26 protein-coding genes, 1 tRNA gene and 1 pseudogene are annotated in these 24,330 nt (G+C 73.3%); 1 reads left to right on the top strand and 27 read right to left on the bottom strand.

Annotated features, from left to right (window positions below):
- Nucleotides 1–4: 4 nt before the first annotated feature.
- From OXG55_03410 to OXG55_03280, 27 genes and pseudogenes are all read right to left on the bottom strand, one after another.
- Complete coding sequence (locus OXG55_03410) at nt 5–685, bottom strand: SOS response-associated peptidase (protein ID MCY4102306.1); 681 nt, start codon at nt 683–685, stop codon at nt 5–7.
- 146 nt (nt 686–831) lie between these two features.
- Nucleotides 832–1,758, bottom strand: a complete 927-nt coding sequence (locus OXG55_03405; GenBank protein MCY4102305.1) for a Dyp-type peroxidase — start codon at nt 1,756–1,758, stop codon at nt 832–834.
- A 50-nt stretch (nt 1,759–1,808) separates the two neighbouring features.
- Nucleotides 1,809–1,883, bottom strand: a tRNA-Pro gene (locus OXG55_03400).
- A gap of 32 nt (nt 1,884–1,915) precedes the next feature.
- Nucleotides 1,916–2,260: a YraN family protein gene (locus tag OXG55_03395; protein MCY4102304.1), complete on the bottom strand. Its 345-nt coding sequence runs from the start codon at nt 2,258–2,260 to the stop codon at nt 1,916–1,918.
- 17 nt (nt 2,261–2,277) lie between these two features.
- Nucleotides 2,278–2,625 (bottom strand): 50S ribosomal protein L19, encoded by a 348-nt coding sequence (rplS, locus tag OXG55_03390; protein ID MCY4102303.1) that lies wholly within the window; start codon nt 2,623–2,625, stop codon nt 2,278–2,280.
- A 99-nt stretch (nt 2,626–2,724) separates the two neighbouring features.
- On the bottom strand, nt 2,725–3,456 hold the full coding sequence (gene trmD / locus OXG55_03385; protein ID MCY4102302.1) for a tRNA (guanosine(37)-N1)-methyltransferase TrmD: 732 nt from the start codon (nt 3,454–3,456) through the stop codon (nt 2,725–2,727).
- A gap of 17 nt (nt 3,457–3,473) precedes the next feature.
- Nucleotides 3,474–3,977 (bottom strand): ribosome maturation factor RimM, encoded by a 504-nt coding sequence (rimM, locus tag OXG55_03380; GenBank protein ID MCY4102301.1) that lies wholly within the window; start codon nt 3,975–3,977, stop codon nt 3,474–3,476.
- 6 nt (nt 3,978–3,983) lie between these two features.
- Nucleotides 3,984–4,241, bottom strand: coding sequence for a KH domain-containing protein (locus OXG55_03375; GenBank protein MCY4102300.1), 258 nt, complete (start codon nt 4,239–4,241; stop codon nt 3,984–3,986).
- Complete coding sequence (rpsP, locus tag OXG55_03370; GenBank protein MCY4102299.1) at nt 4,238–4,546, bottom strand: 30S ribosomal protein S16; 309 nt, start codon at nt 4,544–4,546, stop codon at nt 4,238–4,240. Before rpsP ends, OXG55_03375 begins: the two co-directional genes overlap by 4 nt.
- Nucleotides 4,547–4,674: 128 nt before the next feature.
- Nucleotides 4,675–6,165: a signal recognition particle protein gene (ffh, locus tag OXG55_03365; GenBank protein ID MCY4102298.1), complete on the bottom strand. Its 1,491-nt coding sequence runs from the start codon at nt 6,163–6,165 to the stop codon at nt 4,675–4,677.
- On the bottom strand, nt 6,149–7,033 hold the full coding sequence (gene ftsY / locus OXG55_03360) for a signal recognition particle-docking protein FtsY (GenBank protein ID MCY4102297.1): 885 nt from the start codon (nt 7,031–7,033) through the stop codon (nt 6,149–6,151). The genes ffh and ftsY overlap by 17 nt, the downstream gene beginning before the upstream one ends.
- A gap of 108 nt (nt 7,034–7,141) precedes the next feature.
- A complete protein-coding gene (locus tag OXG55_03355; GenBank protein MCY4102296.1) occupies nt 7,142–8,737 on the bottom strand; it encodes a trypsin-like peptidase domain-containing protein in 1,596 nt (531 codons plus the stop codon).
- A 93-nt stretch (nt 8,738–8,830) separates the two neighbouring features.
- The gene (locus tag OXG55_03350; GenBank protein ID MCY4102295.1) at nt 8,831–10,084 is read right to left on the bottom strand and encodes a HAMP domain-containing sensor histidine kinase; all 1,254 of its coding nucleotides are present in this window, start codon (nt 10,082–10,084) and stop codon (nt 8,831–8,833) included.
- A 37-nt stretch (nt 10,085–10,121) separates the two neighbouring features.
- Nucleotides 10,122–10,904, bottom strand: coding sequence for a response regulator transcription factor (locus OXG55_03345; GenBank protein MCY4102294.1), 783 nt, complete (start codon nt 10,902–10,904; stop codon nt 10,122–10,124).
- Nucleotides 10,905–10,962: 58 nt separating this feature from the next.
- Nucleotides 10,963–13,941 carry an AAA family ATPase gene (locus tag OXG55_03340; GenBank protein MCY4102293.1) on the bottom strand — a complete coding sequence of 993 codons (2,979 nt, stop codon included), beginning with the start codon at nt 13,939–13,941 and terminating at the stop codon, nt 10,963–10,965.
- Between the two features lie 2 nt (nt 13,942–13,943).
- Nucleotides 13,944–14,771, bottom strand: a complete 828-nt coding sequence (locus OXG55_03335) for a hypothetical protein (protein ID MCY4102292.1) — start codon at nt 14,769–14,771, stop codon at nt 13,944–13,946.
- Nucleotides 14,768–15,568, bottom strand: coding sequence for a ribonuclease III (gene rnc, locus OXG55_03330; GenBank protein ID MCY4102291.1), 801 nt, complete (start codon nt 15,566–15,568; stop codon nt 14,768–14,770). Before rnc ends, OXG55_03335 begins: the two co-directional genes overlap by 4 nt.
- Entirely contained in the window at nt 15,569–15,826 is a 258-nt protein-coding gene (locus OXG55_03325) for an acyl carrier protein (protein MCY4102290.1), read from the bottom strand.
- Between the two features lie 93 nt (nt 15,827–15,919).
- Nucleotides 15,920–16,909: a phosphate acyltransferase PlsX gene (gene plsX / locus OXG55_03320; protein ID MCY4102289.1), complete on the bottom strand. Its 990-nt coding sequence runs from the start codon at nt 16,907–16,909 to the stop codon at nt 15,920–15,922.
- Between the two features lie 69 nt (nt 16,910–16,978).
- Complete coding sequence (gene rpmF, locus OXG55_03315) at nt 16,979–17,158, bottom strand: 50S ribosomal protein L32 (GenBank protein MCY4102288.1); 180 nt, start codon at nt 17,156–17,158, stop codon at nt 16,979–16,981.
- 45 nt (nt 17,159–17,203) lie between these two features.
- Nucleotides 17,204–17,722 (bottom strand): DUF177 domain-containing protein, encoded by a 519-nt coding sequence (locus tag OXG55_03310; GenBank protein MCY4102287.1) that lies wholly within the window; start codon nt 17,720–17,722, stop codon nt 17,204–17,206.
- A complete protein-coding gene (locus OXG55_03305; GenBank protein MCY4102286.1) occupies nt 17,719–18,357 on the bottom strand; it encodes a hypothetical protein in 639 nt (212 codons plus the stop codon). Before OXG55_03305 ends, OXG55_03310 begins: the two co-directional genes overlap by 4 nt.
- Nucleotides 18,354–18,836, bottom strand: a complete 483-nt coding sequence (gene coaD, locus OXG55_03300; GenBank protein MCY4102285.1) for a pantetheine-phosphate adenylyltransferase — start codon at nt 18,834–18,836, stop codon at nt 18,354–18,356. Before coaD ends, OXG55_03305 begins: the two co-directional genes overlap by 4 nt.
- Nucleotide 18,837: 1 nt before the next feature.
- Nucleotides 18,838–19,422, bottom strand: a pseudogene (locus OXG55_03295) (RsmD family RNA methyltransferase).
- An 18-nt stretch (nt 19,423–19,440) separates the two neighbouring features.
- Nucleotides 19,441–20,076 carry a GNAT family N-acetyltransferase gene (locus OXG55_03290; GenBank protein MCY4102284.1) on the bottom strand — a complete coding sequence of 212 codons (636 nt, stop codon included), beginning with the start codon at nt 20,074–20,076 and terminating at the stop codon, nt 19,441–19,443.
- Nucleotides 20,077–20,089: 13 nt separating this feature from the next.
- On the bottom strand, nt 20,090–22,243 hold the full coding sequence (gene recG, locus OXG55_03285) for an ATP-dependent DNA helicase RecG (protein ID MCY4102283.1): 2,154 nt from the start codon (nt 22,241–22,243) through the stop codon (nt 20,090–20,092).
- A 28-nt stretch (nt 22,244–22,271) separates the two neighbouring features.
- A complete protein-coding gene (locus tag OXG55_03280) occupies nt 22,272–23,879 on the bottom strand; it encodes a DAK2 domain-containing protein (protein ID MCY4102282.1) in 1,608 nt (535 codons plus the stop codon).
- A gap of 198 nt (nt 23,880–24,077) precedes the next feature.
- Here OXG55_03280 and OXG55_03275 point away from each other — a divergent pair, with 198 nt between their 5' ends.
- Nucleotides 24,078–24,305: a cold-shock protein gene (locus tag OXG55_03275; protein ID MCY4102281.1), complete on the top strand. Its 228-nt coding sequence runs from the start codon at nt 24,078–24,080 to the stop codon at nt 24,303–24,305.
- Nucleotides 24,306–24,330: the final 25 nt, after the last annotated feature.

Here is a 24,330-nt window from a genome sequence, read left to right as displayed (position 1 = left end):
GACCTCAGGGAGCGAGAGGTTCGATGAGGTGAGGGCTCTTTCGGCGCGGGTTGTTGACCTCCCGGCTGACCGGATGGAAGGTGAACAACTTCGACGGGGCCGGCACCAGCAGGTCCCCCAGCGCCGACGCGTCGTCGCAGTCGGGGTCGAGCCATTGCTCCCAGGCGCTCGGCGGCAGCACGATCGGCATCCGATCGTGCACGGCGGCGATCCGCTCGTTGGCGGGGCCGGTGATGATCGTCGTGGAGCGCACGGGATCGCCCTCGGGGCGCCTCCAGCGTTCCCAGAGCCCCGCGAAGGCGAGCGGTTCGCCGTCGACGCGGTGGATGTACATGGGTTGGCGGTGCCGCTCCCCCGGGACCGGCACCCACTCGTAGAAGCCGTCGGCGGGAATGATGCAGCGCCGCGCCCGGAAGGGACGGCGGTAGGCCTTGGATTCCGCCACGGTCTCGGAGCGGGCGTTGATCATGCGGTTGCCGATCTTGTGGTCCTTGGCCCACGGCGGGATCAGGCCCCAGCGCAGGGAGTCGAGGGTCCAGAGCCCCTCGTTCACGAGAACGGCGTACACGTCGTTGGTCGGCGCCACGTTGTAGCTGGGCTCCGGCAGCGCGGCGGCGCCGAGCTCCGCCCCGAAGTAACCGGCTACGTCCTCAGCCGAACTCGCCGAAACGAAGCGCCCACACACGCCGCAACGCTACCTGCCAGCCGGGGGCGACAAGCGATGCCGCGCCGCGCCGGCAGGTGTTCCGGACCGCCCGGCGCCGCTGCAAAACTGCTCGTGGCCGGGTCGGACCGGGGCACGAACTTGCTCCGAGGCTGCTGCGTCGCGGCCTACGCCAGCATGGCGTCGAGAGCCTCGGTGGACGGGGCGAAGTAGAACGACCCCGACGCCGGGTTGGAGAAGTCCGTCAACCGGTCGCGCACGCCGGTGCCGTCGAGGCCGTACATGGCCCGCAGGCGCTCACGGAAGGGGGCCTGCTCCCGGCAGAAGGCCATGAAGTACAGGCCCACGACGGATACGGCGCCGTGGAAGGCGTACGGAGTGGACCGGCGGGCGATCTCGTTGCGCTTCGGCTTGGAGTCGTCTGCGGTGGCGCCCTCGCGCAACTCCACGTGGCTGAGGTGCGAGAAGTCCTCCTGCGGGTCGAGCCTCTCGCTGTCGGGCTTCGTGCGCCCGAAGACCTTCTCCTGCTGCGCGACGCTCATCCGGTTCCAGGCCTCGAGGTCGTGGACCCAGCGCTGGGCGAGGATGAAGCTGCCGCCGGCGCCCGGCGACCCGTCGGGCACGAGGGCCACCTCGGGCTCACGCTCGGGCTCGGGGTTGCCGGTGCCGTCGATGAACCCGGTCATGTCCAGCGAGTCGCCCAGGATGAAGGTGTTCGTGTCGCGCGGCACGACCATGTGGCCGGTCAGGGCGGTGCGGGCGTCGTACTGCGTCTGCCAGACCTTGTCCTTGTCGGGGCTGTTCAGCCAGAACAGCAACTCCTCCTGGGTGCCCTTGGCCTCGCGCCCGCTGCCGTCGGTGGACTCGATGGTGACGAAGTCCTGGAAGTCGTCGGGGACGTCATCGGTCAACTCGGCCAGCAGGCTCGGCCCGAGGCCCACCACGAGGTTGACGCCGGCGGCGTCGGCTGCGGCGCGGGTGTCGGCGATCACGCTCTTGATGTGACCCAGATCGGCGCCGTCCACTCGGCTCAGGTGGACGTACCACTGGTGCTGTCCCATTTCGGCGAAAATTGCGGGTTGCGGCGTAGGCATGTCCGACCTCCGTGGCTAGTTGGAACCCTTCCGATTCCGGAGGATCCTAGTCGGGCTGCCGGGATTTGAACCCGGGACCTTTGGTCCCCCAGACCAACGCGCTAACCAAGCTGCGCCACAGCCCGTTCCGGAGGCATCACTGTACCTGCGGGCGACCTCAGAACGCCCCCTCCAGCACCTCCAGTCGGCCCTTCAGCACGCAGGCCACGTCGAAGCGCAGGTTCGCCGCCGGCTCGTGGTGCTGGCGCAACCACTGGACGGCCAGGGCGCGGATGCGCTGCTGCTTGCGGCGATCCACGGCCTCCGCCGGGTGCCCGTACGCCCTGCTGGAGCGCGTCTTGACCTCGCAGAACACCACGGTGCCGCCACGGCCGAGCACCAGATCCAACTCACCGCCGGTGCCGCGCCAGTTGCGGTCCAGCACCTCCCAGCCGCGCTCGAGGTACCAGGCGGCGGCCTTGTCCTCCCCCCAGCGACCGAGCCGTTGCCGACCGGCGGTCATCGGCCGGGCGGGGCGGCTCAGACCACGCGCCGCTCGGGTACTTTCGCCGCTTTGCCGATCCGGTCGCGCAGGTAGTACAGCTTGGCCCGGCGCACCCGGCCGCGGCTGACCACCTCCAGCTCCCTGATGCTGGGCGTGTGGGTGGGGAAGGTGCGCTCGACGCCCACGCCGAAGCTCACCTTGCGCACGGTGAAGGACTCGCGCACACCCGACCCCCGCCGGGCGATCACCACGCCCTGGAAGATCTGGATGCGCTCGCGACTTCCCTCGGTGACCCGGACGTGCACCTTGACGGTGTCCCCCGGCCGGAAGTCCGGTACGTCGGTTCGCAGGCTCTGCACATCGACCAGGTCGGTGGGCTGCATGGCCGGTCTCCTATCACGGACACGTCAGGCGGGACGGGGGAAACGGGATAGTGCAGGATAGGGCCGAAGTTCCCCGGTGCCACCGGTCAGCGGGTCCGCTCAGCCGTCGGGAAGCAGATCGAACTCCTCGAGGAGCTCCACGTCGGCCTCGCTGAGACCGCCGCGGGCGGCGATCAGGTCGGGACGCTGCCGCTGCGTGCGCGCCAGGGCCTGCGCCCGGCGCCAGCGCTCGACGCGCCCGTGGTCCCCCGAGCGCAGCACCTCCGGTACCGCCATGCCGCGGTACTCCGCCGGCCGGGTGTACTGCGGGTGGCCCAGGAGCCCGCTGCTGAAGGAGTCGTCCCCGCCGGAGTCGGTGTTGCCCATCACGCCCGGCAGCAGCCGCACGACCGCCTCCAGCACCACCATGGCGGCCACCTCACCGCCGGCGAGCACGTAGTCCCCCACCGATATCTCGTCATCGACGAGCGCCAGGCGCACCCGCTCGTCGACGCCCTCGTAGCGGCCGGACAGCAGCGAGAAACCGTCGCCGGCGGCGAGGGTCTCGACGGTGCGCTGGTCCAGCCGGCGCCCCGCCGCCGACAGCAGGATCAGCGGGCGCGCCACCTCGGCCCGCTCGACGGTCTCGAAGACGGGCTCTGGCGCCAGCACCATGCCGGGGCCGCCGCCGAAGGGCGCGTCGTCCACGGAGCGGTGCGGGTCGGTGGCCACCGAGCGGAGATCCAGCACCCGCAACTCGAAGAGCCCGTCCCTGCGGGCCTTGCCCAGCAGGCTGTGGGAGGCGAACTGCTCGATCATGTCGGGAAAGATGGAGATCACGTCGATCCTCATGGCGCCTCCCCGGTGCGTCAGGGCAACTCGAAGAGCCCCGCCGGCGCGTCGACGACGATGCGGGCCGGTCTCCCGTCGCCCTCCTCGACCCTCACCACGAACGTCAGCGGCACCAGCGCGCCGCCTTCGGTGACCAGCAGGTCGCTGGCCGGGTTGGCCTGCACGGCGCTGACGGTGCCCCGCGCCAGGCCGTCGGCGGAGATCACCTCGGCGCCGATGAGCCGGTGCACCCAGAGCTCGTCGGGATCCTCCAGCGGCGCGGCGAGCAGTGTGGCGCCGCGCAGCCCCTCGGCGGCGTCGCGGTCCTCGTAGCCCTCGAAGGCCACCAGCCAGCGGTCCTGGCGTAGGCGCGCCCGCCGCACGACCAGGGTGACCTCGGCGGTCTGCAACTCGGCACCGGGCTCGAGCCGCTCAGTGCGGTTCGTGACCAGGGAGACGACAACCTCACCCTTGATGCCGTGGGGCCGGTCGACCCGCCCGACCTCCAGGAGATCCGTCGGCGGGCGCACCGGGGGCGCCACGGCCGATCAGGGCTCGACGAAGTCGACGGTGACGCTGCGGCCGTCGTTGACCGCGGCCGCCCGCACGACGGTGCGGATGGCGCTCGCCACCCGGCCCCGCCGGCCGATGACCCTGCCGATGTCGGCCCGGTCCACGTGCACGTCGAGCCGAACATCCTCGCCGTCGGCGCTGGCCACCACCCGGGCCGCCTCGGGCGCCTCGACCACCGACCGGACGATGTGTTCGAGAACCGCTTGGGCGCGGGGCGCGCCGGCGTCGCTCACGAGGATGATCCCGTGGTTGCGGAGTCCAGCTCCTCGAGCCGCGAGCCGGTGCCCTTGAACTCGTCCCAGGCGCCGGAGATCTTCAGAAGCTTCTCGACACGCTCACTCGGCTGGGCGCCGTTGCGGAGCCACTTCAGGGCCTTCTCGTTGTCGATGTTCACCAGCGACGGCTCCTGGCGCGGGTCGTAGTAGCCGATCGATTCGATGAAGCGCCCGTTGCGAGCCGACCGCTTGTCCGCCGCCACCACCCGGTAGGTGGGCTGGCGCTTCTTGCCTCTGCGCATCAAGCGAAGCCGCACTGCCACGATTCGTCGCCTCCACAGGAGATTCCCGGCCGGGCCCCGTGGCGCCGGCTTCGACGCATAAGTGTGCCGTGAAATCGTCGCCATTCCATCTCCGGGGATCGGCGACCGCGTCGCCGGGGCCCTGACCCTCAGCGTCCCGGCCAGGCCAGCGGGCCCGGAGGCTGCGAGCCCGGCGCCGACCCGGCGGTGCCGCCGTCGGGCCTCTCCAGCCCCTCCAGCTGCTCGAGCAGGTCGGCGGCGGACCGGTTCCGGGCTCCGCCCGCGGGCGTGACCCGCCCCGAGCCCCTGGACTTGCGACCCTTGGATCCCTTGGAGCGGCGGCCCCCGCCCGGGCGGGCGCCGCGCATCATCTTCCGCGCCGCGCTGAAGTTGCGCAGCAGCTCGCCCACCTCTGCGGTCGTGGTGCCGCTGCCGGCGGCGATCCTGCGCCGGCGGGACCCGTCGATGATGGCGGGCTGGGCGCGTTCGCCGGGGGTCATCGAGCAGATGATCGCCTCCATCCTCCCCAGGCGCCGGTCGTCCACGCCGGCTTCGGTCGCCTGCGCCGCCTGCTCGGCGGGCAGGTGGGCCAGCACGTCACCGAGCCCGCCCAGCTTGCGCATCCGGCGCATCTGCTCCAAGAAGTCGTCCAGCGTGAAGTCGCCCGCCAGGACGCGTTCGGCGGCGCCGGCGGCCTCGGCGGCCTGGCGCCCCTCGTAGGCGGCCTCCGCCTTCTCCGCCAGCGACAGCAGGTCGCCCATGCCCAGGATCCGTCCCGCCAGGCGGTCGGGATGGAAGCGCTCGAAGTCGCCGAGGCGCTCGCCGACCGAGGCGAACGCCACCGGGGCGCCCACCGCCGCGCGCACCGACAGCGCGGCCCCGCCGCGGGCGTCGCCGTCGAGTTTGGTCAGGATCACGGCGTCGAGCCCGACGGCGGTGTGGAAGCTTCGGCCGACGCGCACGGCCTCCTGGCCGGTCATGGCGTCGAGCACCAGGAACGTGTAGTGGGGCTGGATTTCCTGGCCGATGGCCCGCACCTCGGCCATCAGGGCCTCGTCGACCACCTGGCGCCCGGCCGTGTCGCAGATCACCACGTCCCGACCCAGCCGGCGGGCCTCGGCGAGCCCGGCCGCCGACACCGCGACAGGGTCGGTCGCCTCGCTGAAGACCGGCACGGCGATCTCGGCGGCCAGGATGCGCAACTGCTCGACCGCGGCGGGGCGCGAGAGGTCGGCGCCCACGAGCAGCGGGCTGCGCCCCTGGCTGCGGAACCAGCGGGCCAGCTTGGCGGCCGCCGTCGTCTTGCCCGAGCCTTGCAGGCCGGCCAGGAGCACGACCGTGGGCGGACGGGGGGCGAAGCTGATCGACATCGCCTCGCCGCCGAGGGAGCGCACCAGTTCGGCGTGCACGATCCGCACCACCTGCTGGGTCGGGTTGAGAGCACGGTTCAGATCGGCGGCGAGCGCCTGGCTGCGCACCCGGTCCTGGAACTCCGTCACCACCCCGGTGGCCACGTCGGCCGCCAGCAGTGCCCGGCGGATCTCGCCCAGCGCCTCGGTGATGTCCTCCGGACGCAGCCTGCCCTTGCGCCGCAGCCGGTCGAAGACGGCGTTGAGGTTGCCGCTAAGTGCCTCGAACATCGGCGTGCTCCTCGTCGTCGCCCACGAGCGCGGCCGCGAAGGCCGCAGCGTCGAACGGCACCAGATCACCCAGCCCCTCGCCGAGGCCCACCAGCTTGACCGTCACATTCAACTCCGCCCGCACCGACAGCAGCGAGCCGCCCCGGGCCGAGCCGTCCAGCTTGGTCAGCACCGCGCCCGTCACGCCGGCGGCCTCGCCGAACATCCGGGCCTGGGTGAGACCGTTCTGGCCGACCGTGGCGTCGAGGGTGACGAGCACCTCGCGCAACTCGCCCGGCGCCCGCTCGGCCACGCGGCGGATCTTCGCCAGCTCGCCCATGAGGTTGTGGTTGGTGTGCAGGCGTCCGGCGGTGTCGATCATCACCAGGTCGGCGCCGGTGGCCGCGGCGTGGGAGGCGGCGTCGAATGCCACCGCCGCGGGGTCGCCACCCGGGTTGCCGCGCACGAGCTGCGCGCCCGCCCGCTCCGCCCAGGCGGCGAGCTGCTCGGTGGCGGCGGCGCGGAAGGTGTCGGCGGCGGCGAGGACCACCCGCCGGCCCGCCGCCACCTCGGCGTGCGCCAGCTTCCCGATGGTCGTCGTCTTGCCCGAGCCGTTGACCCCCACGAACAGCCAGACCGCGGGCGAACCCGACCGATCCAGCCCCGTGTCGGGGGCGTCCATCGTCTCGGTCACGGCCGCTGCGAGCAGGGAGCGCAACTCCCCGGGATCATCGATGCGCCGCTGGGAGGCCTCGGCGCGCAACTGCCCCAGCAGCCGCTCGGTCACCTCCCAACTCACGTCCGCGCCCAGCAGGGCCTCCTCCAGCGCCTCCCAGGTGCCGGCGTCGAGGTCGGGACGCGCCAGCGCGGCGCCGAGCCGCCCGCCCATCGCCGACCGGGCCTTCGCCAGCCGCGCACGCCAGCGCGGGGCCGGTTCCGGGTCCTCGAATACGCCTTCGGGCAGGTGGCGCGCCGCCGTCACCGGGTCCCGCCCCGCCTAGGGCTCGATCTCGGGCTCGAGCGACTCGTCGGGGACCGGCTCGATGTCCAGTGAGGCGCCCCGGTCGCCGAGGGGGACGAACAGGCGGATGAGCTGGTCGCCGCGGACCACCTCGACGGGCACCTCGGTCCCCGGCGCCCGCAGCCGGACGGCGACGGTCAACTCGCCCATCGAACCCACGGGCTGACCGTCGAAGGCGACGATGCGGTCGTTCACCTGCATCCCGGCCGCCTCGGCGGGCCCGCCGGGGGTTACCGAGGCCACGATCGCTCCCGGTTCCCCCAGCGGCGGGGTGTAGCCGGTTATGCCCAGGAAGCCGAAACGCACGTCGCGCCCGGCACGCAGCTCCTCGGCGATCCAGATGGCCACCTCGATGGGAGTGGCGAAGCCCACGCCGATGTTCCCCCCGCCGAAGGTGGCCTGGATCGCCACGTTCATGCCGATCACACGTCCCTCCAGATCGGCCAGGGCGCCGCCGCTGTTGCCCTTATTGATCGGAGCGTCGGTCTGGATCATGCCCAGCGGCGGCATGTTCTGGCCCCCCAGCACCTGGTTGAGGGCGCTCACCACGCCGACGGTCACGACGTTCTCCATGCCGAACGGGCTGCCCACCGCCACGGCGGTCTGGCCCACCTGCACCGTCGACAGCGGACCGATCTCCGCCACGTCCACGTCGAGCGCCGGGTCGATCTGCACGACGGCCACGTCGAGCTCCCGGTTCGCCCCCACGACCTTGCCGCCGGTGCGCAGACCGCTGGCCAGGTGCACGATGACGTCGGGCACCTCCCCTATCAGGGCTTCCGGAACGTCGAGCCCGTCGGGGGGGTCGATCTCGAGGCCCTCGGGGCGCCCGGGCCCGCCCGCTCCTTCCCCGGCGAACAGGTCGGCGAGAGGTTCGGCGTTCTCGACGACGTGCGCGGCGGTCAGGATCAGCCCGGCATCGTCGTAGATGATCCCCGATCCCTGGCCCTGGGACGTCTGGATCAGCACGACCGCCGGCTCCACCCGGCCGGCGGCGTAGACCACCGGCTCCTGTGCCGGACCGGCTGGCGGCGCGGGCGCGGGCACCGTCTCCTGCGGCGCCGGCGAGGGCGCCGGCGCGACGGCCCCGGCGGCGTCCGGCGGCGCGGCGGTCGGCTGCGGTGCAACCTCCGTCGCCTGCGGTGGGAGCGGCTCGTCGGCGGGGGGCGGCGCCGGGGCGGCCGCGGCACCCGACTGCGGCGCCGGACCGATGATCTCCGGTGGCCGGACGGGGATGTAGCGGACCGCCTCGTCGGGCTCGCCCGAGGACTGCACGACCGCCACCGCTCCGAGTGCGAGCGCCGACAGGCTGACGAGCACCGCGAAGGCCTCGGCGCTGAAGCGCCGCCGGCGGCGGCCGCCGGGCGGACCGGGGTCCCGCGGCAGCCCCTCCTCGCTCGACCAAAGCGTCCAGGCCAGGTCGTAGTCCCGGGGCCACGAGTCGCCCGGCGCGCCGCCGGGGGCCCCGCCGCGCGACGGGCCGGGCCCCGAGAAACCTCCGGCGGCGGCCGGCCGGTCCTCGAACGGGCCCTCGCCGGGATCGCTCGGCGAGTCGGGCTGGTCAGGTGCCATGTGAACTCCGTCTCCGGGGTCACGGTCGTGCGCTGGACACCGTCCACGCTATTGGGGCGGCGCGCCGGAGCCTCGGATCCGCCCCCGGTCGATTCAGAGAGGGATCGGAACGTTCTCCGCGACCCGGCCCCTGCGTCTGATCCGGGCGCCCGGGCTGCTCGCCCCCGTCGCCGGCAGCAGGATCGTGAAGGTGGATCCGAAGCCTTCGGTCGAGGTGAGGCGCGCCTCGCCGCGATGCGACTCGGCGATCTGGCGCACGATCGCCAGACCCAGGCCCCGCCCCTCGGCCGACGCCTGCCTGCCGCGCTGGAACCGCTGGAAGACGCGCTCCTGCTCGTCCGCGGGAATACCGGGGCCCTGATCCTCCACCGCCACCCAGATCCAGGCGCCCTCACCCCCCGCGGTGATGCGCACCTCGGATCCCGCGGGCGCCACGCTCAGGGCGTTGGAGAGCAGGTTCGCCAGCGCCTGCCGGAGGCTGCCGGCGTCGCCGAGGGCCAGCAGGCCGCTGGGCGCGTAGTGCGTCAGCATCACGTCGTGGTTGGCGGCGTAGCCCTCGAACTCGGCGGTCGCCTGGCTCGAGAGCTCCCCGACGTCCACCAGGGTGAGGTGCTGCGGCCGGGTCTCGTGCCGGGCGAAGGTGACCAAGTCGTCGACGACGCGCGACATGCGCTCGGTGGACCGGCTCACCTGCTCGGCCACGACCCGGTAGTCCTCGGTGGTGGCGTCGGGATCGGCCAGTGTCGTGTCCAGGTTGCTGCGGATCACCGCCAGCGGGTTGCGCAACTCGTGGGAGGCGTCCTCCACGAACCCCCGTTGGGCGTCGAAAGAACGGTCCAGGCGGTCCAGCATGTCGTCGAAGGTGTCGGCCAGTCGCCGCAGCTCGTCGGGCGGACCGTCCAAGGCGATGCGCTGGGAGAGGTCGGTGGCGCTGATCCGCCGGGCCACCGCGGTGATGCGGCCCACGGGCTTCAGCACGTGACCGGCCAGGGACCAACCGACGATCATGCTGGCGCCGAACAGGATCGCCAGAGCGATGAGCGAGTAGTCCCGCAGCGTCTGCATGGCCCGCTCGTTGGCGTCGATCTCGGTGGCCGCCAGCAACTCCCTGACGGCCGGCTCCTCGGCGGAGGTGATGCCGCCGGCCCGGAACTCGTCCAGGCCGATCGACTGCGAGAGCGGCGACTCGTCGAGGTTCCGAGCCAGTCCCCAGTAGATGCCTCCCACCGCGACGGCGCCCAGGCCGAAGAGGAGCAGGCTGTAGACCAGCGCCAGGCGGAAGCGGATGGAGCCCAGCGAGCGGTAGAAGCGGCGGAGGAACCGTTCGCGGGAACGGGCACCGGTCATGGACTCAGCGCCCGCGGGTTCCACCCTGCGCCCACTATCAGGGATAGGGGGCCGACGTGGGCGAGGCGGGCGAGGCGACGTCGCCGAGCACGTACGCCGGATCCTCGGGTCCGGTCGGCCCATCGGGGCCGTCGCCGCCCGGCGGGGCGTCCAGCCGGTAACCCGTCCCCACGACCGTCTCAATCGGCGCCGGGCTGCCGGGCAGGCCGAGCTTGCGCCGCAAGGTCCCGACGGTCACCCGCACGGTGTTGGTGAACGGGTCGGTGTGCTCGTCCCAGACGTGGTCCAGCAACTCCTCCTGCGAGACGACCTCGCCGGGGCGGCTGCAGAAGTACCGCAGCAGCGTGAACTCCTTCGGCGTCAGGGTGATCTCGTGGCCCTGGCGCCGCACGGCGTGCCGGCTGAGGTCCATCTCGATGTCGCCGACGACGAGGCGGGACCCGCGGCGTCCGGCGTCCCGGCGCAGCAGCGCCCGGATCCGCGCCGTCAACTCTTCGAACGCGAACGGCTTGACGAGGTAGTCGTCGGCGCCGTCGTCGAGCCCCCCGATGCGGTCCTCGAGGCTGTCGCGGGCCGTGAGCATCAGGATGCGCGGGCGGTGACTGCTCCAGGACGGGTCGCGCAGGCGGCGGCACACCTCCCTGCCGTCGACCGCGGGCATCGTCAGGTCCAGGCAGATGACGTCGTAATCCACCACCGAGGCCTTGGCCAGCGCCTCGGCCCCGTCGTAGGCCTCGTCCACGGCGTAGCCGTCCCGGCGCAGGCCGCGGGCGATCGCTCCTACCAGGTCCTCTTCGTCGTCGGCGACGAGCACGCGCACGCCTGTGACGGTACCAATCCGGCCGCGATGCGTCACTTCCGACCGCTGCCGCGACCGCTCAGGCGCCGGGCGAAACCCCCGCGCCGGTCGCCTGCAGGGGAAGCAGGGTGTGCCGGCGCTCGGCGATCACCCTGCTGGTGCCGCCCGGGCGCATCGTCACGCCGTACAGGCTGTCGGCGATCTCCATGGTGGGCTTCTGGTGCGTGACCAGAATGAGCTGCGCAGTGGCGCGGAAGTCCTCGAGCAGCCGCAGGAAGCGGTGCAGGTTGACGTCGTCGAGGGCGGCGTCCACCTCGTCCAGCACGTAGAACGGGCAGTCCTGCGACCGGAACACCGCGAACAGGAACGCCAGCGCCGCCAGGGAGCGCTCACCGCCGGACAGCAGTGCCAGCCTGCGCAGGTTCTTCCCGGCGGGCTGCGCCTCGATCTCCACGCCCGAGTTGAGCGGATCCTGCGGCTCGGTGAGGGACAGCCGGCCCGCGCCCCCGTCGAAGAGCACGCCGAAGACCGTCTCGAAACTCTCCGCGACCTCGCGGTAGCAGCGGGAGAACGCCTCCAGGATCTCGCTGTCGACGCTCCGGACGAGCTTCGTGAGGTCCCGGCGGGCGCTGCGGACGTCGGAGATCTGGGCGGCCAGCTGGTCGTGCCGCTCCCGCAGGACGTCGTGCTCGCGCACGGCCAGCGGGTTCACCGGGCCGATGCCGCGCAACAGCCGCTCCAGCTCGCGGATGCGCTGCGGGGCGGTGACGCCCTCGGGGAGGTCGGGCGGGGCGGTTCGGGTGGCCCGGACCTCGTCGCAGTCGTGCCGGCTGCGCAGGGTCTCGGTGACCGATTCGATGCGCAGCCGGAGTTCGTCCTCGGCGCGCTGGGCGCCGAGCAGTTCCTCACCCACCTCGGCGATCGACGCGGCCAGCGCGGCGCGCGCCCTGCGGTCCCCGTCGAGCCGCGCCGCGGTGAGCCGGCCCGCCTCCGCCAGCCGGCGCTGGCGGGCGCGCAGCCGCTCCAGACCGCTGCGGCACTCCTCGGCGCTGCCGGCCAGCCGAGCCGCCAGCTCCGCCAGGGCCGCGCTGCGCCGGGCGTCGGCACCGGCGGAGGCGACCGCCGCCTCGTGACCCGCCAGGCGCGCCCGGAGCTCGTCCCGGCGATCGGACAGCACCGCACGGCGCGCCCTGACCCCCGAGACCCGCATCTCCAGCGACCGGCGCTCGGCCTCCAGATCGGTGCGGCGCCGCTGCAAGTCGGCTCCCTCCCCGCCGGCGGTGGCGACGGCGGCGGCCGCCTCGCGGAGCGCCCGGTCGGCGCCGGCCAGCGAGTCCTCGGCCTGGCGGAGCCGCCGGCGGGACTCCTCCAGCGCCTCGCCCACCGCCCCCGAGCGGTGCACCCCCACCCGCCAGCCGGTCCGGGAGAAGCAATCGCCCGCCGGCGTGACGATCGTGGCGTCGGGATGGTCGGCGACGGCGTCGCAGGCCTCCTGCCAGGTCGGCACGACGACGACGGGGCCGATGAGCCCGTCGAGCACCTCGTCCACTCCCCCGCGCCGGCCGCGCACGTGCGGGCGCAGCGGCTGCCCCACCGGCGGCGGCCCGGCACCCGGCGCCTGCGCCGGCAGCACCGCGCCGGCGGTCCCCGCCCGCACCAGCGCCTCCAGCGCCGGCCGGGCCGCGGCGCGGCCGTCCAGGACGGCGGCCGCCAGGGCTTCCCCGGCGGCGGCCTCGAACGCCGCCTCCCAACCCTCCTCCACGGTCACCAGGTCGCCGAGCGCCCCCAGGACGCCGGCGGTCTGTTCGAGCACCTCCATGCCCGAGCGCGCCCGCTCGTCGCCCAAGGTCAGGGCCAGGGCGTCGACCCGCGCCTTCCACCGGTTGCACTCGCCGGCGGCGTCGGCCTGTGCCCGCCGGGCGGCCGTCTCGGCGACCACCGCCTGCGCCCGCTGCCGCTCGGCGGCGGCCAGCACGGCGGCGTCGTCGTCGAGGCGGGCCCCCTCGGCGGACAGCCCGGCCTCGGCGCCGTCCAGTTCGGTCAGGGCGGCCTCGATGCGGGTGGACTCGTCGCCGAGGGAGGCCAGCAGGTCGTCGGCCAACCATCCCCGGCGGCGGCGCTCGTAGTCCTGCCGGCGGCGGTCGATGGCCCGCCGGGCCTGCTGCACGCGGTCCTCCAGGGAGGCGAGGCGCTCGCCGGCGGTGGCCAGCGCCACGTGGTCCGGAGCCGACAGGCGCGCCTCGGCGGTGGCGATGCGCCCGTCGAGGGCGGCGAGCTCACGGCCGTCCGCGGCGCGGCGGTCCGCCAGGTCCCGCCGCCGGGTCGCCGCCTCGCGCCGGCGCTCCCGCAGCTCGCCGAGCTCGGCTCCGAGCCGGTGGATCTGCAGGGCGGCCAACTCCGCAGCCAGCGCGCCGTGACGGCGCGCCACCGAGGCCTGCTGCTCCAGGGGCCGCAGCGCCCGCCTGACCTCGTTCAACTGGTCCCCGAGGCGAGCCAGGTTCGCCTCGGTGTCGGTCAGCCGCCGCACCGCCTTCTCCTTGCGCACCCGGTAGGCGGACACGCCGGCGGCCTCCTCCAGGATGGCCCGCCGCTCGGCCGGCTTGGCCCTCAGCACGGCGTCAATGTGGCCCTGGGACACGATCACGTGACGGTGCCGCCCCACCCCGGCGGCGGAGAGCATCTCGGCGATGTCGATGAGGCGGGTCTGCGTGGCGTTGATGGCGTAGGCGCTGTCGCCGCTGCGGAACAGGGTGCGGCTGATGGCGACCTCGTCGAGATCCAGCGGCAGGCGGCGGTCGGCGTTGTCGAAGCCGAGGGTGACCTCCGCCCGCCCCAGCGCCGCCCGGCCCGGGTTGCCCGCGAAGATCACGTCGTCCATCTGCTGGGAGCGCAGAGCCGTCGGGGACTGCGAACCCAGCACCCAGCTGATGGCGTCCACGATGTTGGACTTGCCGCTGCCGTTGGGTCCGACGATCACCGACAGACCGGGGGCGAAGCCGATCGTCGTGGTCTCGGCGAACGACTTGAAACCCTTCAGGGTCAGGGCCTGCAGGAACACGGCTACACCTGTGACTGCTCGCAGTAGTAGGTCCAGCGCCCCCGGTACTTGACCCGCACGATCGGCCGGCGCGAGCGCGGGCTCAGCCGGCCGTGCCTGCGGAAGACGTTGTGATGGTTCTGGTACGCGCCGGGCTCGCCCGACAGCGACACGAAGTGATTGTCCTCCAGCGTGGAGCCCCGGTACTTCACGGCGTCGTGCAGCACCTCCACGATGGCCCGCCACAGCCGGCGGATCTCCTGGCGCCCCAGCGAGTCGGTCATCCGGTCGTGGCGCAGCCCGGCGTTGAAGAGGATCTCATCGGCGTACATGTCGCCGACGCCGACGATCGCGCCGGAGTTGGTGAGGAAGGCCTTCAGGTAGATCGGGCGCGACGGGGTCGCCAGCAGGCTCGAGAAGTCGGTCCAGGAGAGCGACGTGACGAGCGGGTCGATGCCCCCGTGCTGCTGCTCCTGCGCCTGCTCGGGACTCAACAGGCGCAGCCGGGCCCCTTCCTTGAAGTCCAGCAGGCGCAGCCCCCCGTACTGCGTGAACGTGATGACGAGGCGCGTGGCGGGATCGACCCGATCCCTGTTGGGTTGGCGGCGCAGGTGGCCGCCGGCGCCGAGGGTGACCCCCATGATCTCCTCGTTGTCGAAGGAGAGCAGCAGCTGCAGGCCCTGCCGGGAGACCTCCCCGGTGATCTTGGCCCGCTCCAGTCGCTCGTTCAGTTCCTCGGCGCTGTGGGGGGTGACGCTCTCGGACAGCACCTCGACCGCCTTCACCCGCCTGTCCAGGACCTCGCGCTCCAGCTCACGGCGCACGACCTCTATTTCGGGTGACTCGATCATGGTGTCCTTGCCGCGTCGTCTCCGGACCCAGGGGGGCCGGAGACCATCTTCGCACCCGCGCCGGGGGCGTCCGGGGATGGCGCACGGGCCGGCGACGCCGGCTCGTAGCGGGCCAGCGCGGCGTGCGCGGCCGCCTGCTCGGCCTGCTTCTTGGTGCGCCCCTCGCCGGCGCCGCACTCGATGTCGCCGACCATCACGACGGCCCGCCAGGTGAGCTCGTGGTCGGGACCGCTGTGGCTCAGGCGGTAGCCGGGCACGGCGTCCCCGGCGTGCGCCGCCCGCTCCTGCAACACGGTCTTGTGGTCGTCCCGCCCGGGATCGGTCGCCACAGTGGCGATGCGCTCGGTGATCAGCGACAGCACCAGCCGCCGCGCCGGCTCCCAGCCCCCGTCGAGATACACGGCGCCGATGAGGGCCTCGGCGGCGTCGGCCAGGATGGAACGCTTGGCCCGACCGCCGGCCGCCTCCTCGCCCCGCCCCAACAGCAGTTCCTCCCCGAGTCGCAGCTCGCCGGCCAGCTCCGCCAGGCAGTCGGCCGACACCACCGAGGCCCGCACCTTGGCGAGTTGGCCCACGTCCAGGTCGGGGTAGCGGGTGTAGAGGTGCTCGGAGACGACCACGTCCAGCACGGCGTCGCCCAGCAATTCGAGGCGCTCGTTGGAGGCGGGCCTGGCGCCGGCGACCGGACGCTGCTCGGCCACCCAGGACCGGTGGCGCAGCGCCAACTCCTTCAGCGTCTCGTCAGCGAACCGGTAGCCGATGCGCTCCGGCAGGTTGTCGCCCTCGACAGCAGCCACTCAACCCAGTCGCGCCTCGACGTAGTCGACCGCGTCGCGGACCGTCCGCAGGTCCTGCAGGTCCTCGTCGTCGATCCGGAAGCCCACGGTGCGTTCGCCGAACTCCTCCTCCAGCGCCTCGACCAGCTCGATCAGCGCCAGCGAGTCGGCGTCGAGGTCGTCGAGGAAGGAATCGCCCTCGGCGACGTCGGCGGGGTCGATCTCGAGAATGTCGGCCAGCCGGCCCCTGATCTGCTCCAGGATCTCCGACCGCGGCATCGGACTCTGCGAAACGTGGGTCTCCGCCGGCACGGCTGCTGCCTCCTCTCGAGGGCCGGCGCGCCGGGCGGCGCGCCGTGGCGAGATCGAATCCTACCCGGTCACCGCGTCGGCGATCTGTGAGGGGACCCCCGCCGCCGCCAGTCGATGGGACACGCCGATGGCGCTGGCGATCGCCTTGGGACTCGAGGATCCGTGCGAGATGGTGCACACGCCCCGCACACCCAGCAGGACCGCACCGCCGGTGTTCTCCGGGTCGAAGGTCTCGTAGAGGCCCATGAGCGCGGGGAAGAACAGGTCGGCGCCGGCCCGGGCCTCGGGGGAGCTGTCGGCCAGGCCGATGATCTGGGCGGCGATGACGGCGGCCACTCCCTCGGCGGTCTTCAGCATCACGTTGCCGGTGAATCCGTCGGTCACGATGACGTCCGCGCAGTCCAGCAACAGGTCGCGCCCCTCCACGTTGCCCACGAAGCGGGCCCCGGCGCGGTCCTGCCAGCCCGGATCCTCCAGCAGCCCGAAGACCTCCTTGACCAGGGCCGAACCCTTGCCGGCCTCCTCGCCGATGGACAGCAGCCCCACCCGCGGCTCGGCGGTGCCGAAAGCGGCGCGGCTGTACACCGCGCCCATGCGGGCGAACTGCACCAGCCAGCCGGCGACGCAGTCGGAGTTGGCCCCGCAGTCCAGCACCACGGTGGGCGTCGCCCGCCCGGGCACCGGGAAGAGGCAGGCCACCGCGGGGCGCACGACCCCCTTGATCCGCCCGAAGCGCAGCAGCGCGCTCGCCATGGCGGCGCCGGTGTTGCCGGCGGAGAGCATGGCGCAGGCCTTGCCGTCGCGCACGGCCTCGGCCGCCCGCACCACCGAGGCGTCCTTGAGACGCCGGACGCTGACACCCGGGTCGGCGTCCATGTCGACGACCTCACGCGCCGGGATCACCTCCAGGCCGCTGCCGTCGAGCTGCTCGGGCGGGCCCACCAGCACCACGCCGAGCCCCTCGCCCGCCGCCATGCGGGCACCCGCCACGATCGCCTCGGGCGCGTTGTCGCCCCCCATGGCGTCGACGGCGACCGGCAGCGGGCTCACGATGACCGCAGGAATCGGGGATTGCGCTGCGTGTCGGTGGCAGGTCGGCTCACAGGCCGGCGAACCACCTCAGCCGAGTTCGACCGCCTGCCGGTCGCGGTACCAGCCGCACTGCCCGCAGACCCGGTGCGGCAGCTTGGCGGCTCCGCAGCGGGAGCAGGACGAGCGGGACGGCGCCCGCAGGCGCCAAGCGGCGGCGCGGCGGCTGCGGGAGCGCGACTTGGAGGTCTTCTTCTTGGGAACGGCCACACCGTGACGGTAGCGGCCTCCCCTGCCGGTTCCTCAGGCCCGGAGTCAGGGCTGGAAGTCGTCGAGGGCCGCCCAGCGCGGATCGCGTGGCGCCTCGCCGGCCGCCTCGTCCTCGGTGGGCGGCGGCCCGTAGTACGAGCCTTCGGCGGGCCCACCGCAGGACTCGTCGCAGAGCGGGGCGAGCGGCAGCGTCAGCAGCACCGCCTCGCGCAGCATCGGCGCCAGGTCCACGACCTCGCCCTCCAGCGGGAACGTCTCGCCCTCGGCCGGCACCTGCTCGAACACCTCGGTCACGTCGGGCGTCACGGGGACGAGCACCGGTCCCAGGCAGCGCCGGCACTCGAGTTCCCAGCGGGCGTGCACCTCGCCCGAGCAGATGATGCGCCCCGCCTGTGCCTCCAGCACGAGCTGCAACTCGACGGCGTCCCCGGCGATCGCCCCGCCGCCGACCGCCAGGTCCTCCAGAACCCGCCTGCCTGTCAACTCCCGCCGCCGGCCGGGGGTCGCCAGCAGGTCGGCGACGGTGACCAGGACCGGGCGCGCGCCCGGGCGCGGCTCGCTCACTCCTCGTCTTGGTCGAAGAAGAGCGGGTCGGCCTCCTCGGCCTCGGTGGGGTCCGGCGAGGGGGCGGGCGGGATCGAGCCCTGCAACCGCCGGCGTCCCTGCCGCACGTTGTCCAGGGCGCGCTCCATGGCCTCCTCGAAGCGGGCGAGGTGCTCGTCGCAGTAGTCCTCGAGTTCCAGCCGCTGGCGGCGGGCCTGCTCCTCGGCCGCCTCGGTGATCCGGCGGGCCCGCACCTCCGCCTGCTTGACGACCTCGGTGCGCTGCACCATGCGCCCCGCCTCGGCCTTCACGTCGTCGATGAGCTCCTCGGCGTCCCGGCGCGCCTTGGCCAGGTAGTCGTTGCGCTCCTTGATGAGCCACCTGGCGCTGCGCAGGGCCACCGGCAGCCGGGCCCGGGCGATGCGGATCAGCTCCAGGAGGTGGTCACGGTCCAGCCGGACCTGCGAGGACAGGCTCGAGGCGCGCGCCCCGCTGACGTACCGCTCCAGGTCGGCGAGTGCCGCCTCCACGTCCTCGACGACTTCGGGGCCGCCGCCGGCGAGGGACTCGAACGGCCCCGGCTCGCCGGCCGGCCCGCCCGGGGAGAAGTCCGGCTCGTCGCCGCCGGGCGCGAAGGGATCGTCGTAGCGGCTCACGAGACCGACCGGTTCTCGGCGAGGCGCTTGGCCACCGGGGCGGGCACCATCGAGTCCACGTCGCCCCCGAAGCGGGCGATCTCCCGGATGTACTTCGAGGCGATGAAGGAGCTGGCCGAGGTGGACGGGAGGAAGACGGTGTGCACGCCGGCCACCTTGCGGTTGGTCTGGGCCATCTGCAGTTCGCTCTCGAAGTCCGACACGGCGCGCAGGCCCTTCATGATGAAGTCGGCCCCCTCCCGGCGCGCCAGGCTCACCACCAACTCGCCGAACATGGTGGTGCGCACGTTCGGGAGGTGCGCGAACGTCTCGTTCAGCATGGCCTCGCGCTCGGTCATGCTGAACAGCGTCTCGCCCTTGGTGGGGTTGCGCATCGCCGCCACGATCACCTCGTCGAAGAGTTCGGCCGCCATCTCGACGACCTCCACGTGACCGTTGTGCACGGGATCGAACGAACCGGGGTACAGCACGCGGACCACGTCAGTCACGTCCCTCAGGTCCCGCCGGGGTCTCGGCGTCCCCGGCGACTCGACGTCTCGCCATTTGCACAACGGTACTCCCCCGGCGACGCTCGGAGATGACTATCCAGTCCGGGTGGGCGGGCACCGGGCGATCGGATTCGGCGACGAGAATCCCGGCGTCCAGCCGCCCCAGCAGCCGCTGCCAGCCGTGATCGGGGAAGTCGTAGGGCGGGTCGCAGAACGCCACGTCGAAGGACTCGTCGGTCTTGTGCAGCCAGCCCACCACGTCGCCGGTCACGATGCGGCAGCGGTCGCCGAAGTCCAGCGCCGCAACGTTGGCGCGCAGGATCGCCGCCGTGGCACGGTGCCGCTCCACGAAGGTGACGTGCGCCGCGCCCCGGGAGAGCGCCTCGAGCCCCAGCGCGCCGCTGCCGGCGAAGGCGTCGAGCGCCACCGTGCCCGCCACGTCACCGAGGCTGCCGAGCGCCCCGAAGATGGACTCGCGCACCATGTCGGTGGTGGGGCGCACCCGGTCGCCGCGGGGGACCTTCAGCCGGCGCCCCCGGGCCTCACCGCCGATGATGCGGGTCATGGGGACGGGCCGTTCATCGGGTCGGGCCGTTCATCGGCCGGGCGGGCGCCACAAGAGCGTCAGCGCCACCCGCTCGTCGACGGTGCGGACCTCGCCCGTGACGGCGAACCCCAGGCGTTCGTAGAAGGTGAGGTTCCGGGAGTTGGAGGACTCCAGGTAGGCCGGCAGCCCCAGCCGGTCGCAGCGGGCCAGCATCGCCCCCAGCAGGCGCGCCCCGAGGCCCTCCCCCTGGCGGTCGGGCGCCACGCCGACCGCCGCCAGGTGCCAGTGCGGCTCGGCCGGCGCCCGGCGGGCGATCCGGGCGAGGCTGGCGAGCACCACCGGGGCGCGCTCGCCCGCCATCTCGCCGACCATGCGCCGGAACTCCTCCACCGCCCCCGCCGGCAGCTGCCCGGCGCCCGGCGGGTGCCAGCAGGCCGCGCCGGACCCGTCGCCGGTGACGTGCAGTTCGGTGCCCTGCGGCGCGTGGGTCACCATGAAGCTCCACCAGGCGGTGCGCCAGGCAACACGCTCGCCAGCCGCCACGCCCTCCAGCAGCCAGGCCTGCAGCGGGTCGGCGGCGAAGGCCTCCGCCAGAACGCCAGCCACCTGGGCGGTGCGCTCGCCGCCGACCCGGCGAACCTCCTCGAGGCGGGCCAACTCGCTGGGTCGCCGTTGGGTGGTCATCGCCCCATCCTGCCTAGGACTTGTCGAAATAGTCGATGTCGGCGTCGCTCAGCAGCAGCGCGATCTCATCGGCGAGCACGGCGTCCGGGCCGCCGGCGTCGCAGATCGACTCGGCCGCCCGGCGCGCCAGGGGGATCCAGTCGCGGTCCCGGCGCAGCGAGGCCAGCTTCAGGTCGCTGCGGCCGGTCTGGCGGGAGTCCATCAGGGTGCCCTCGCCGCGCAGGTCCAAGTCGATCTCGGACAGTTCGAAACCGTCGGTGTTGTCCACGAGGGCAGCCAGGCGCGCCTGCGCCGGCGGCGAGGGGCTCTCGGCCACCAGGAAGCACCATCCCGGCTGGGACCCGCGCCCCACCCTGCCCCGCAACTGGTGGAGTTGGGCGATGCCGAAGCGGTCGGCGCCGAGGATGACCATGACGGTGGCGTTGGGCACGTCCACACCCACCTCGATGACCGTCGTGGCGACCAGCACGTCGAGCTCGCCGCGCCGGAAGGCGGCCATCACGGGCTCCCGGGCGCTCGCCGGCAGGCGCCCGTGCAGCAGCCCCACCCGCAGGCCGGCCAGCTCGCCGGCGCGCAGCTCCTCGTAGGTCGCCTCCGCCCCGGCCGCCTCCACCTTGTCGGACTCCTCGATGAGTGGGCACACCACGTACGCCTGCCGGCCGGCGGCGACCTCGTCCCGCAGCCGCTCCCACACGGCGGTCTGCTGGAGCGCCTCGGTCACCGCCGCGGTGGTGACGCCGGCCCGCCCGGCGGGCAGCTCGTCGAGGCGTGAGACGTCCAGGTCGCCGTAGACGGTCATGGCGGCCGTGCGCGGGATGGGCGTGGCCGTCATGACCAGCACGTCCGGCAGGCCACCGCCGGCGCCGCGGGCCCGCAGGGCGGCGCGCTGCTCCACGCCGAAGCGGTGCTGCTCGTCGACCACGGCCAGGCCCAGGGACTCGAAGGCCACGCCTTCGCTGATGAGGGCGTGCGTGCCCACGACCATGGGGATCTCCCCGGAGGCGAGGCCGCCGAGGATCCGCTCGCGCCCCGAGGCGCGGACGCGACCCGTCAGCAACTCCAGGGTCACCGGCGGCAGGCCGCCGAGGGCCAGCCGCCCGCCGCCGCTCCCGAAGCCGCCGGCGCCGTCCAGCGAGCGCAGCAGCTCGCTGAGACCCAGGTAGTGCTGCTCGGCCAGCACCTCGGTGGGCGCCATCAGGGCGGCCTGGCCGCCGCCGCAGACCACCGCCAGCATGGCCATCAGAGCCACCACCGTCTTGCCCGAACCCACCTCTCCCTGCAGCAGCCGGTGCATCGGCCACGGCTGTTGCAGGTCGGTCAGGATCTCGTCGACGGTGCGGCTCTGAGCGGCGGTCAAGGCGAAGGGCAGCCGCCGGCGGAAGCCATCCAGCAGTTCGGCGTCCAGCCGGTGGGCGATGCCGTCGCCGGAGCGCTCCCGCAGCCGCTTGCGACCCACCAGCACCACCTGCATCCGCAGCAGCTCGTCGAAGACCAGCCGGTTCCTGCCCCGGGTCGCCTCGGCGAAGGACTCCGGGCTGTGCACCAGCCGCAGGGCCTCGTGCCGCCCGCACAGGTCGTGGTCCGCCAGCAGCTCCGGCGGCACGGGGTCGGCGATGCCGCGCTGGTCGCAGCGCCGCAGCCCCTCGCCCACCATGTCGGCGATCTCCCAGGTGGTGATGGCCGCCTTGGCCGACTGCGGGTAGACGGCGAATATCCCCCCGGTGCGGTTGCCCACCAGATCCACGACCGGGTTGGTCATCTGCAGCCCGCCCCGGAACACCTCCAGGCGCCCGTACAGCACCGCCTGCATGTCCTCGCGCAGCTGCTTGGCCCGCCACGGCTGGTTGAAGAAGACGCAGCTCAGGCGGGCGCCCTCCCGGTCGCTCACCAGCACCTCCACGCGGGCGCGCCGGTTGCGGCCCGGGATGGCCCTCACCTTCTCGACGGTGGCCAGGACCATGGCGTCCTCGCCCACGTTCAGCTCGTCGACGGTGGCCTCGCGGCTGCGGTCCAGGTAGCGGCGGGGGTAGTAGGTGAGCAGGTCTCCCAGGTGCGCCACGCCCAGCTCGCTCAGCGCCTGAACCCTGCGCTCGTTGCCGCGCTTCAGGCGCGCCAGACCGATCCCGGCCAGGTCCCGCCAGGTCAGCGGGGCGGGCGCCTCAGCCACGGGTCAGCAGCACCGCCGGGCCCGGCGGCTATTCGACGCCGACGTAGTAGTGGTAGAGGGGCTGGCCACCGGCGTGCACCTCCAGCTCGACGTGCGGCCGGGCGTCCGCCAGCCAACTCGCCACCGCCTCGGTGTCCGCCTCGGTGGCCTCGGCGCCGCAGATGAGCGTCACGATCTCGTGCTCGTCGCCGACGATCCGGTCCAGCAGGCCGCAGGTGACGGTGACCAGATCCTGAGCGACGCACTGCACGTCGCCGGCGCTGAGACCCATGAAGTCGCCCTCGGCCACCGGGCCCGCCGGCGTGGCGGCGTCGCGCACGGCGCGGGTCACCTCGCCGGCGGTCACCTCCTCGGCCAGGGCGGCCATCACCTCGCCGTTGCGCGCCGCCTCGGACTCGGGATCGAACTCCACCATGGCGCTGAGGCCGGCGGGGATGCTGACCGTCGGCACCACCACCACGACCTTATCGGTGAGCTCCTGCAGCTGCTGGGCGGCCAGGACGATGTTCTTGTTGTTGGGCAGCACCACGACGCCGTGGGAGGGGGTGCGCTCCACCGCCTCCAGGAGCGTGGCCACCGAGGGGTTCATGGTCTGGCCGCCGGTCACCAGCTCGGCGGCCCCCAGCCCCTTGAAGATGCGCCCCACACCGTCGCCGGTGGCCACGGCCACGACCCCTGTCGTGGTGCGCACCGGCGCCGCCACGTGGTCGACGTGGGAGACCTGCTCGTGGAGGTCGGTGACCTGGATGCGGTGCGGGCGGCCGGCCTCGATCCCGGCTTCGATGGAACCGCCGATGTCGTCGGTGTGGATGTGGCAGTTCCACAGCCCGTCGCCGCCGACGACCACGATGGAGTCCCCCAACTGCTCCCAGCGGTCCCGGAAGGCGGCGATCCGGTCGCCGCCGGCGTCCAGCAGGAACATCACCTCGTAGCGCAGGTCGGCCACGTCGCCGGCGCCCTCGATGTGGTGGGGGTCGTCGCCGAGCAGCGGGGCGCTCACCTCGGGCGGCTCGGGCAGGGGGCGCCCGTCGACCACGTGCGCCAGGGCGTCCAGCAGCAGCAGCAGACCCTTGCCGCCGGCGTCCACCACCCCGGCGGTGCGCAGCACCTCCAGCAGCTCCGGGGTGCGCTCCAGGCTCTCCCGGCCGGCCTCGATGGCCGCCTCGATCACCTCGGCGAGGGGCGCGTCCCGGCGGGCCGCGGCCGCGGCGGCCGCCGCCACGTCCTTCCCCACCGTCAGGATTGTGCCCTCCACCGGCCGCGCCACGGCGCCGTAGGCCGCCACCGAGGCGGCCTCCAGGCTGCCGGCCAGGCCGGCGGCGTCGATCGTCACCTCCTCGCGCCAGGCGCCCGCCATGGCGCGCAGGAACTGCGACACGATGATCCCCGAGTTGCCGCGGCCCGCGGCCAGGGCGCTGTCGTAGATGGCCTGGCACACCGAACGCAGATCACAGTCGGGGGGCAGGGCATCGACCACCGCCCGCAGCGTCAGCGACATGTTCGTGCCCGTGTCGCCGTCGGGCACCGGGTAGACGTTGAGGGCGTCGATGACGGACCGGTGAGCAGCCAGCGCCTCGCTGTAGCGCCGCATCAGCAGGTCAACGTGATCGGCGGTCAAACTGTCGAGGGGAGCCACGCCGCTACACAATAGCGACGGCGGGTTGCCGGCCCGGCCAGCCACCGGCGATGCGACCCTCGTCACACCGGCGGCGCGATCCGCCTCGCGCCGGTGCGCGGCCGACTACCCTGCGGGCACGCTCGGCGGGGACCTCGCCGAGCGCTGTCACATACCGGGGACCACCCACCGCGGACCACACAGCGGGGAGAATCGCGCATGCAGGGAGTCATCAAGTCCTACGACCCCGTCACCGGTGACGGCGTCGTCGTGCGCGACACCGACTTCATCGAGTGCGACCTCGCCGAGGGCGCTCTCGAGGGATCCGTGTTCCGGTTCCTCCGCCAGGGCCAGAGGGTGATCTTCGATCTCGACGACGACGGCCGGGCCACCGCCCTGCGCCTCGGCAGCGAGGTCGACATGGGCACCCCGACGCATCTCTACTGAGACCGCCGGCGCCGTGCTGCGAGCA

The sequence above is a fragment of the bacterium genome, assembly GCA_026708055.1.
Taxonomy (GTDB): domain Bacteria; phylum Actinomycetota; class Acidimicrobiia; order Acidimicrobiales; family CATQHL01; genus VXNF01.
This window is presented reverse-complemented; position numbering and strand designations above follow the sequence as displayed.

Coding starts and splice junctions, on each gene's coding strand:
- ffh (MCY4102298.1), bottom strand. CDS start 6,165: ATGTTCGAGGCACTTAGCGGCAACCTCAACGCCGTCTTCGACCGGCTG.
- rplS (MCY4102303.1), bottom strand. CDS start 2,625: ATGCAGCCCACCGACCTGGTCGATGTGCAGAGCCTGCGAACCGACGTA.
- OXG55_03325 (MCY4102290.1), bottom strand. CDS start 15,826: ATGCCGCGGTCGGAGATCCTGGAGCAGATCAGGGGCCGGCTGGCCGAC.
- OXG55_03335 (MCY4102292.1), bottom strand. CDS start 14,771: ATGATCGAGTCACCCGAAATAGAGGTCGTGCGCCGTGAGCTGGAGCGC.
- OXG55_03290 (MCY4102284.1), bottom strand. CDS start 20,076: ATGACCACCCAACGGCGACCCAGCGAGTTGGCCCGCCTCGAGGAGGTT.
- OXG55_03275 (MCY4102281.1), top strand. CDS start 24,078: ATGCAGGGAGTCATCAAGTCCTACGACCCCGTCACCGGTGACGGCGTC.
- OXG55_03395 (MCY4102304.1), bottom strand. CDS start 2,260: ATGACCGCCGGTCGGCAACGGCTCGGTCGCTGGGGGGAGGACAAGGCC.
- OXG55_03355 (MCY4102296.1), bottom strand. CDS start 8,737: ATGGCACCTGACCAGCCCGACTCGCCGAGCGATCCCGGCGAGGGCCCG.
- trmD (MCY4102302.1), bottom strand. CDS start 3,456: ATGAGGATCGACGTGATCTCCATCTTTCCCGACATGATCGAGCAGTTC.
- OXG55_03350 (MCY4102295.1), bottom strand. CDS start 10,084: ATGACCGGTGCCCGTTCCCGCGAACGGTTCCTCCGCCGCTTCTACCGC.
- OXG55_03405 (MCY4102305.1), bottom strand. CDS start 1,758: ATGCCTACGCCGCAACCCGCAATTTTCGCCGAAATGGGACAGCACCAG.
- ftsY (MCY4102297.1), bottom strand. CDS start 7,033: ATGGGCGGGCGGCTCGGCGCCGCGCTGGCGCGTCCCGACCTCGACGCC.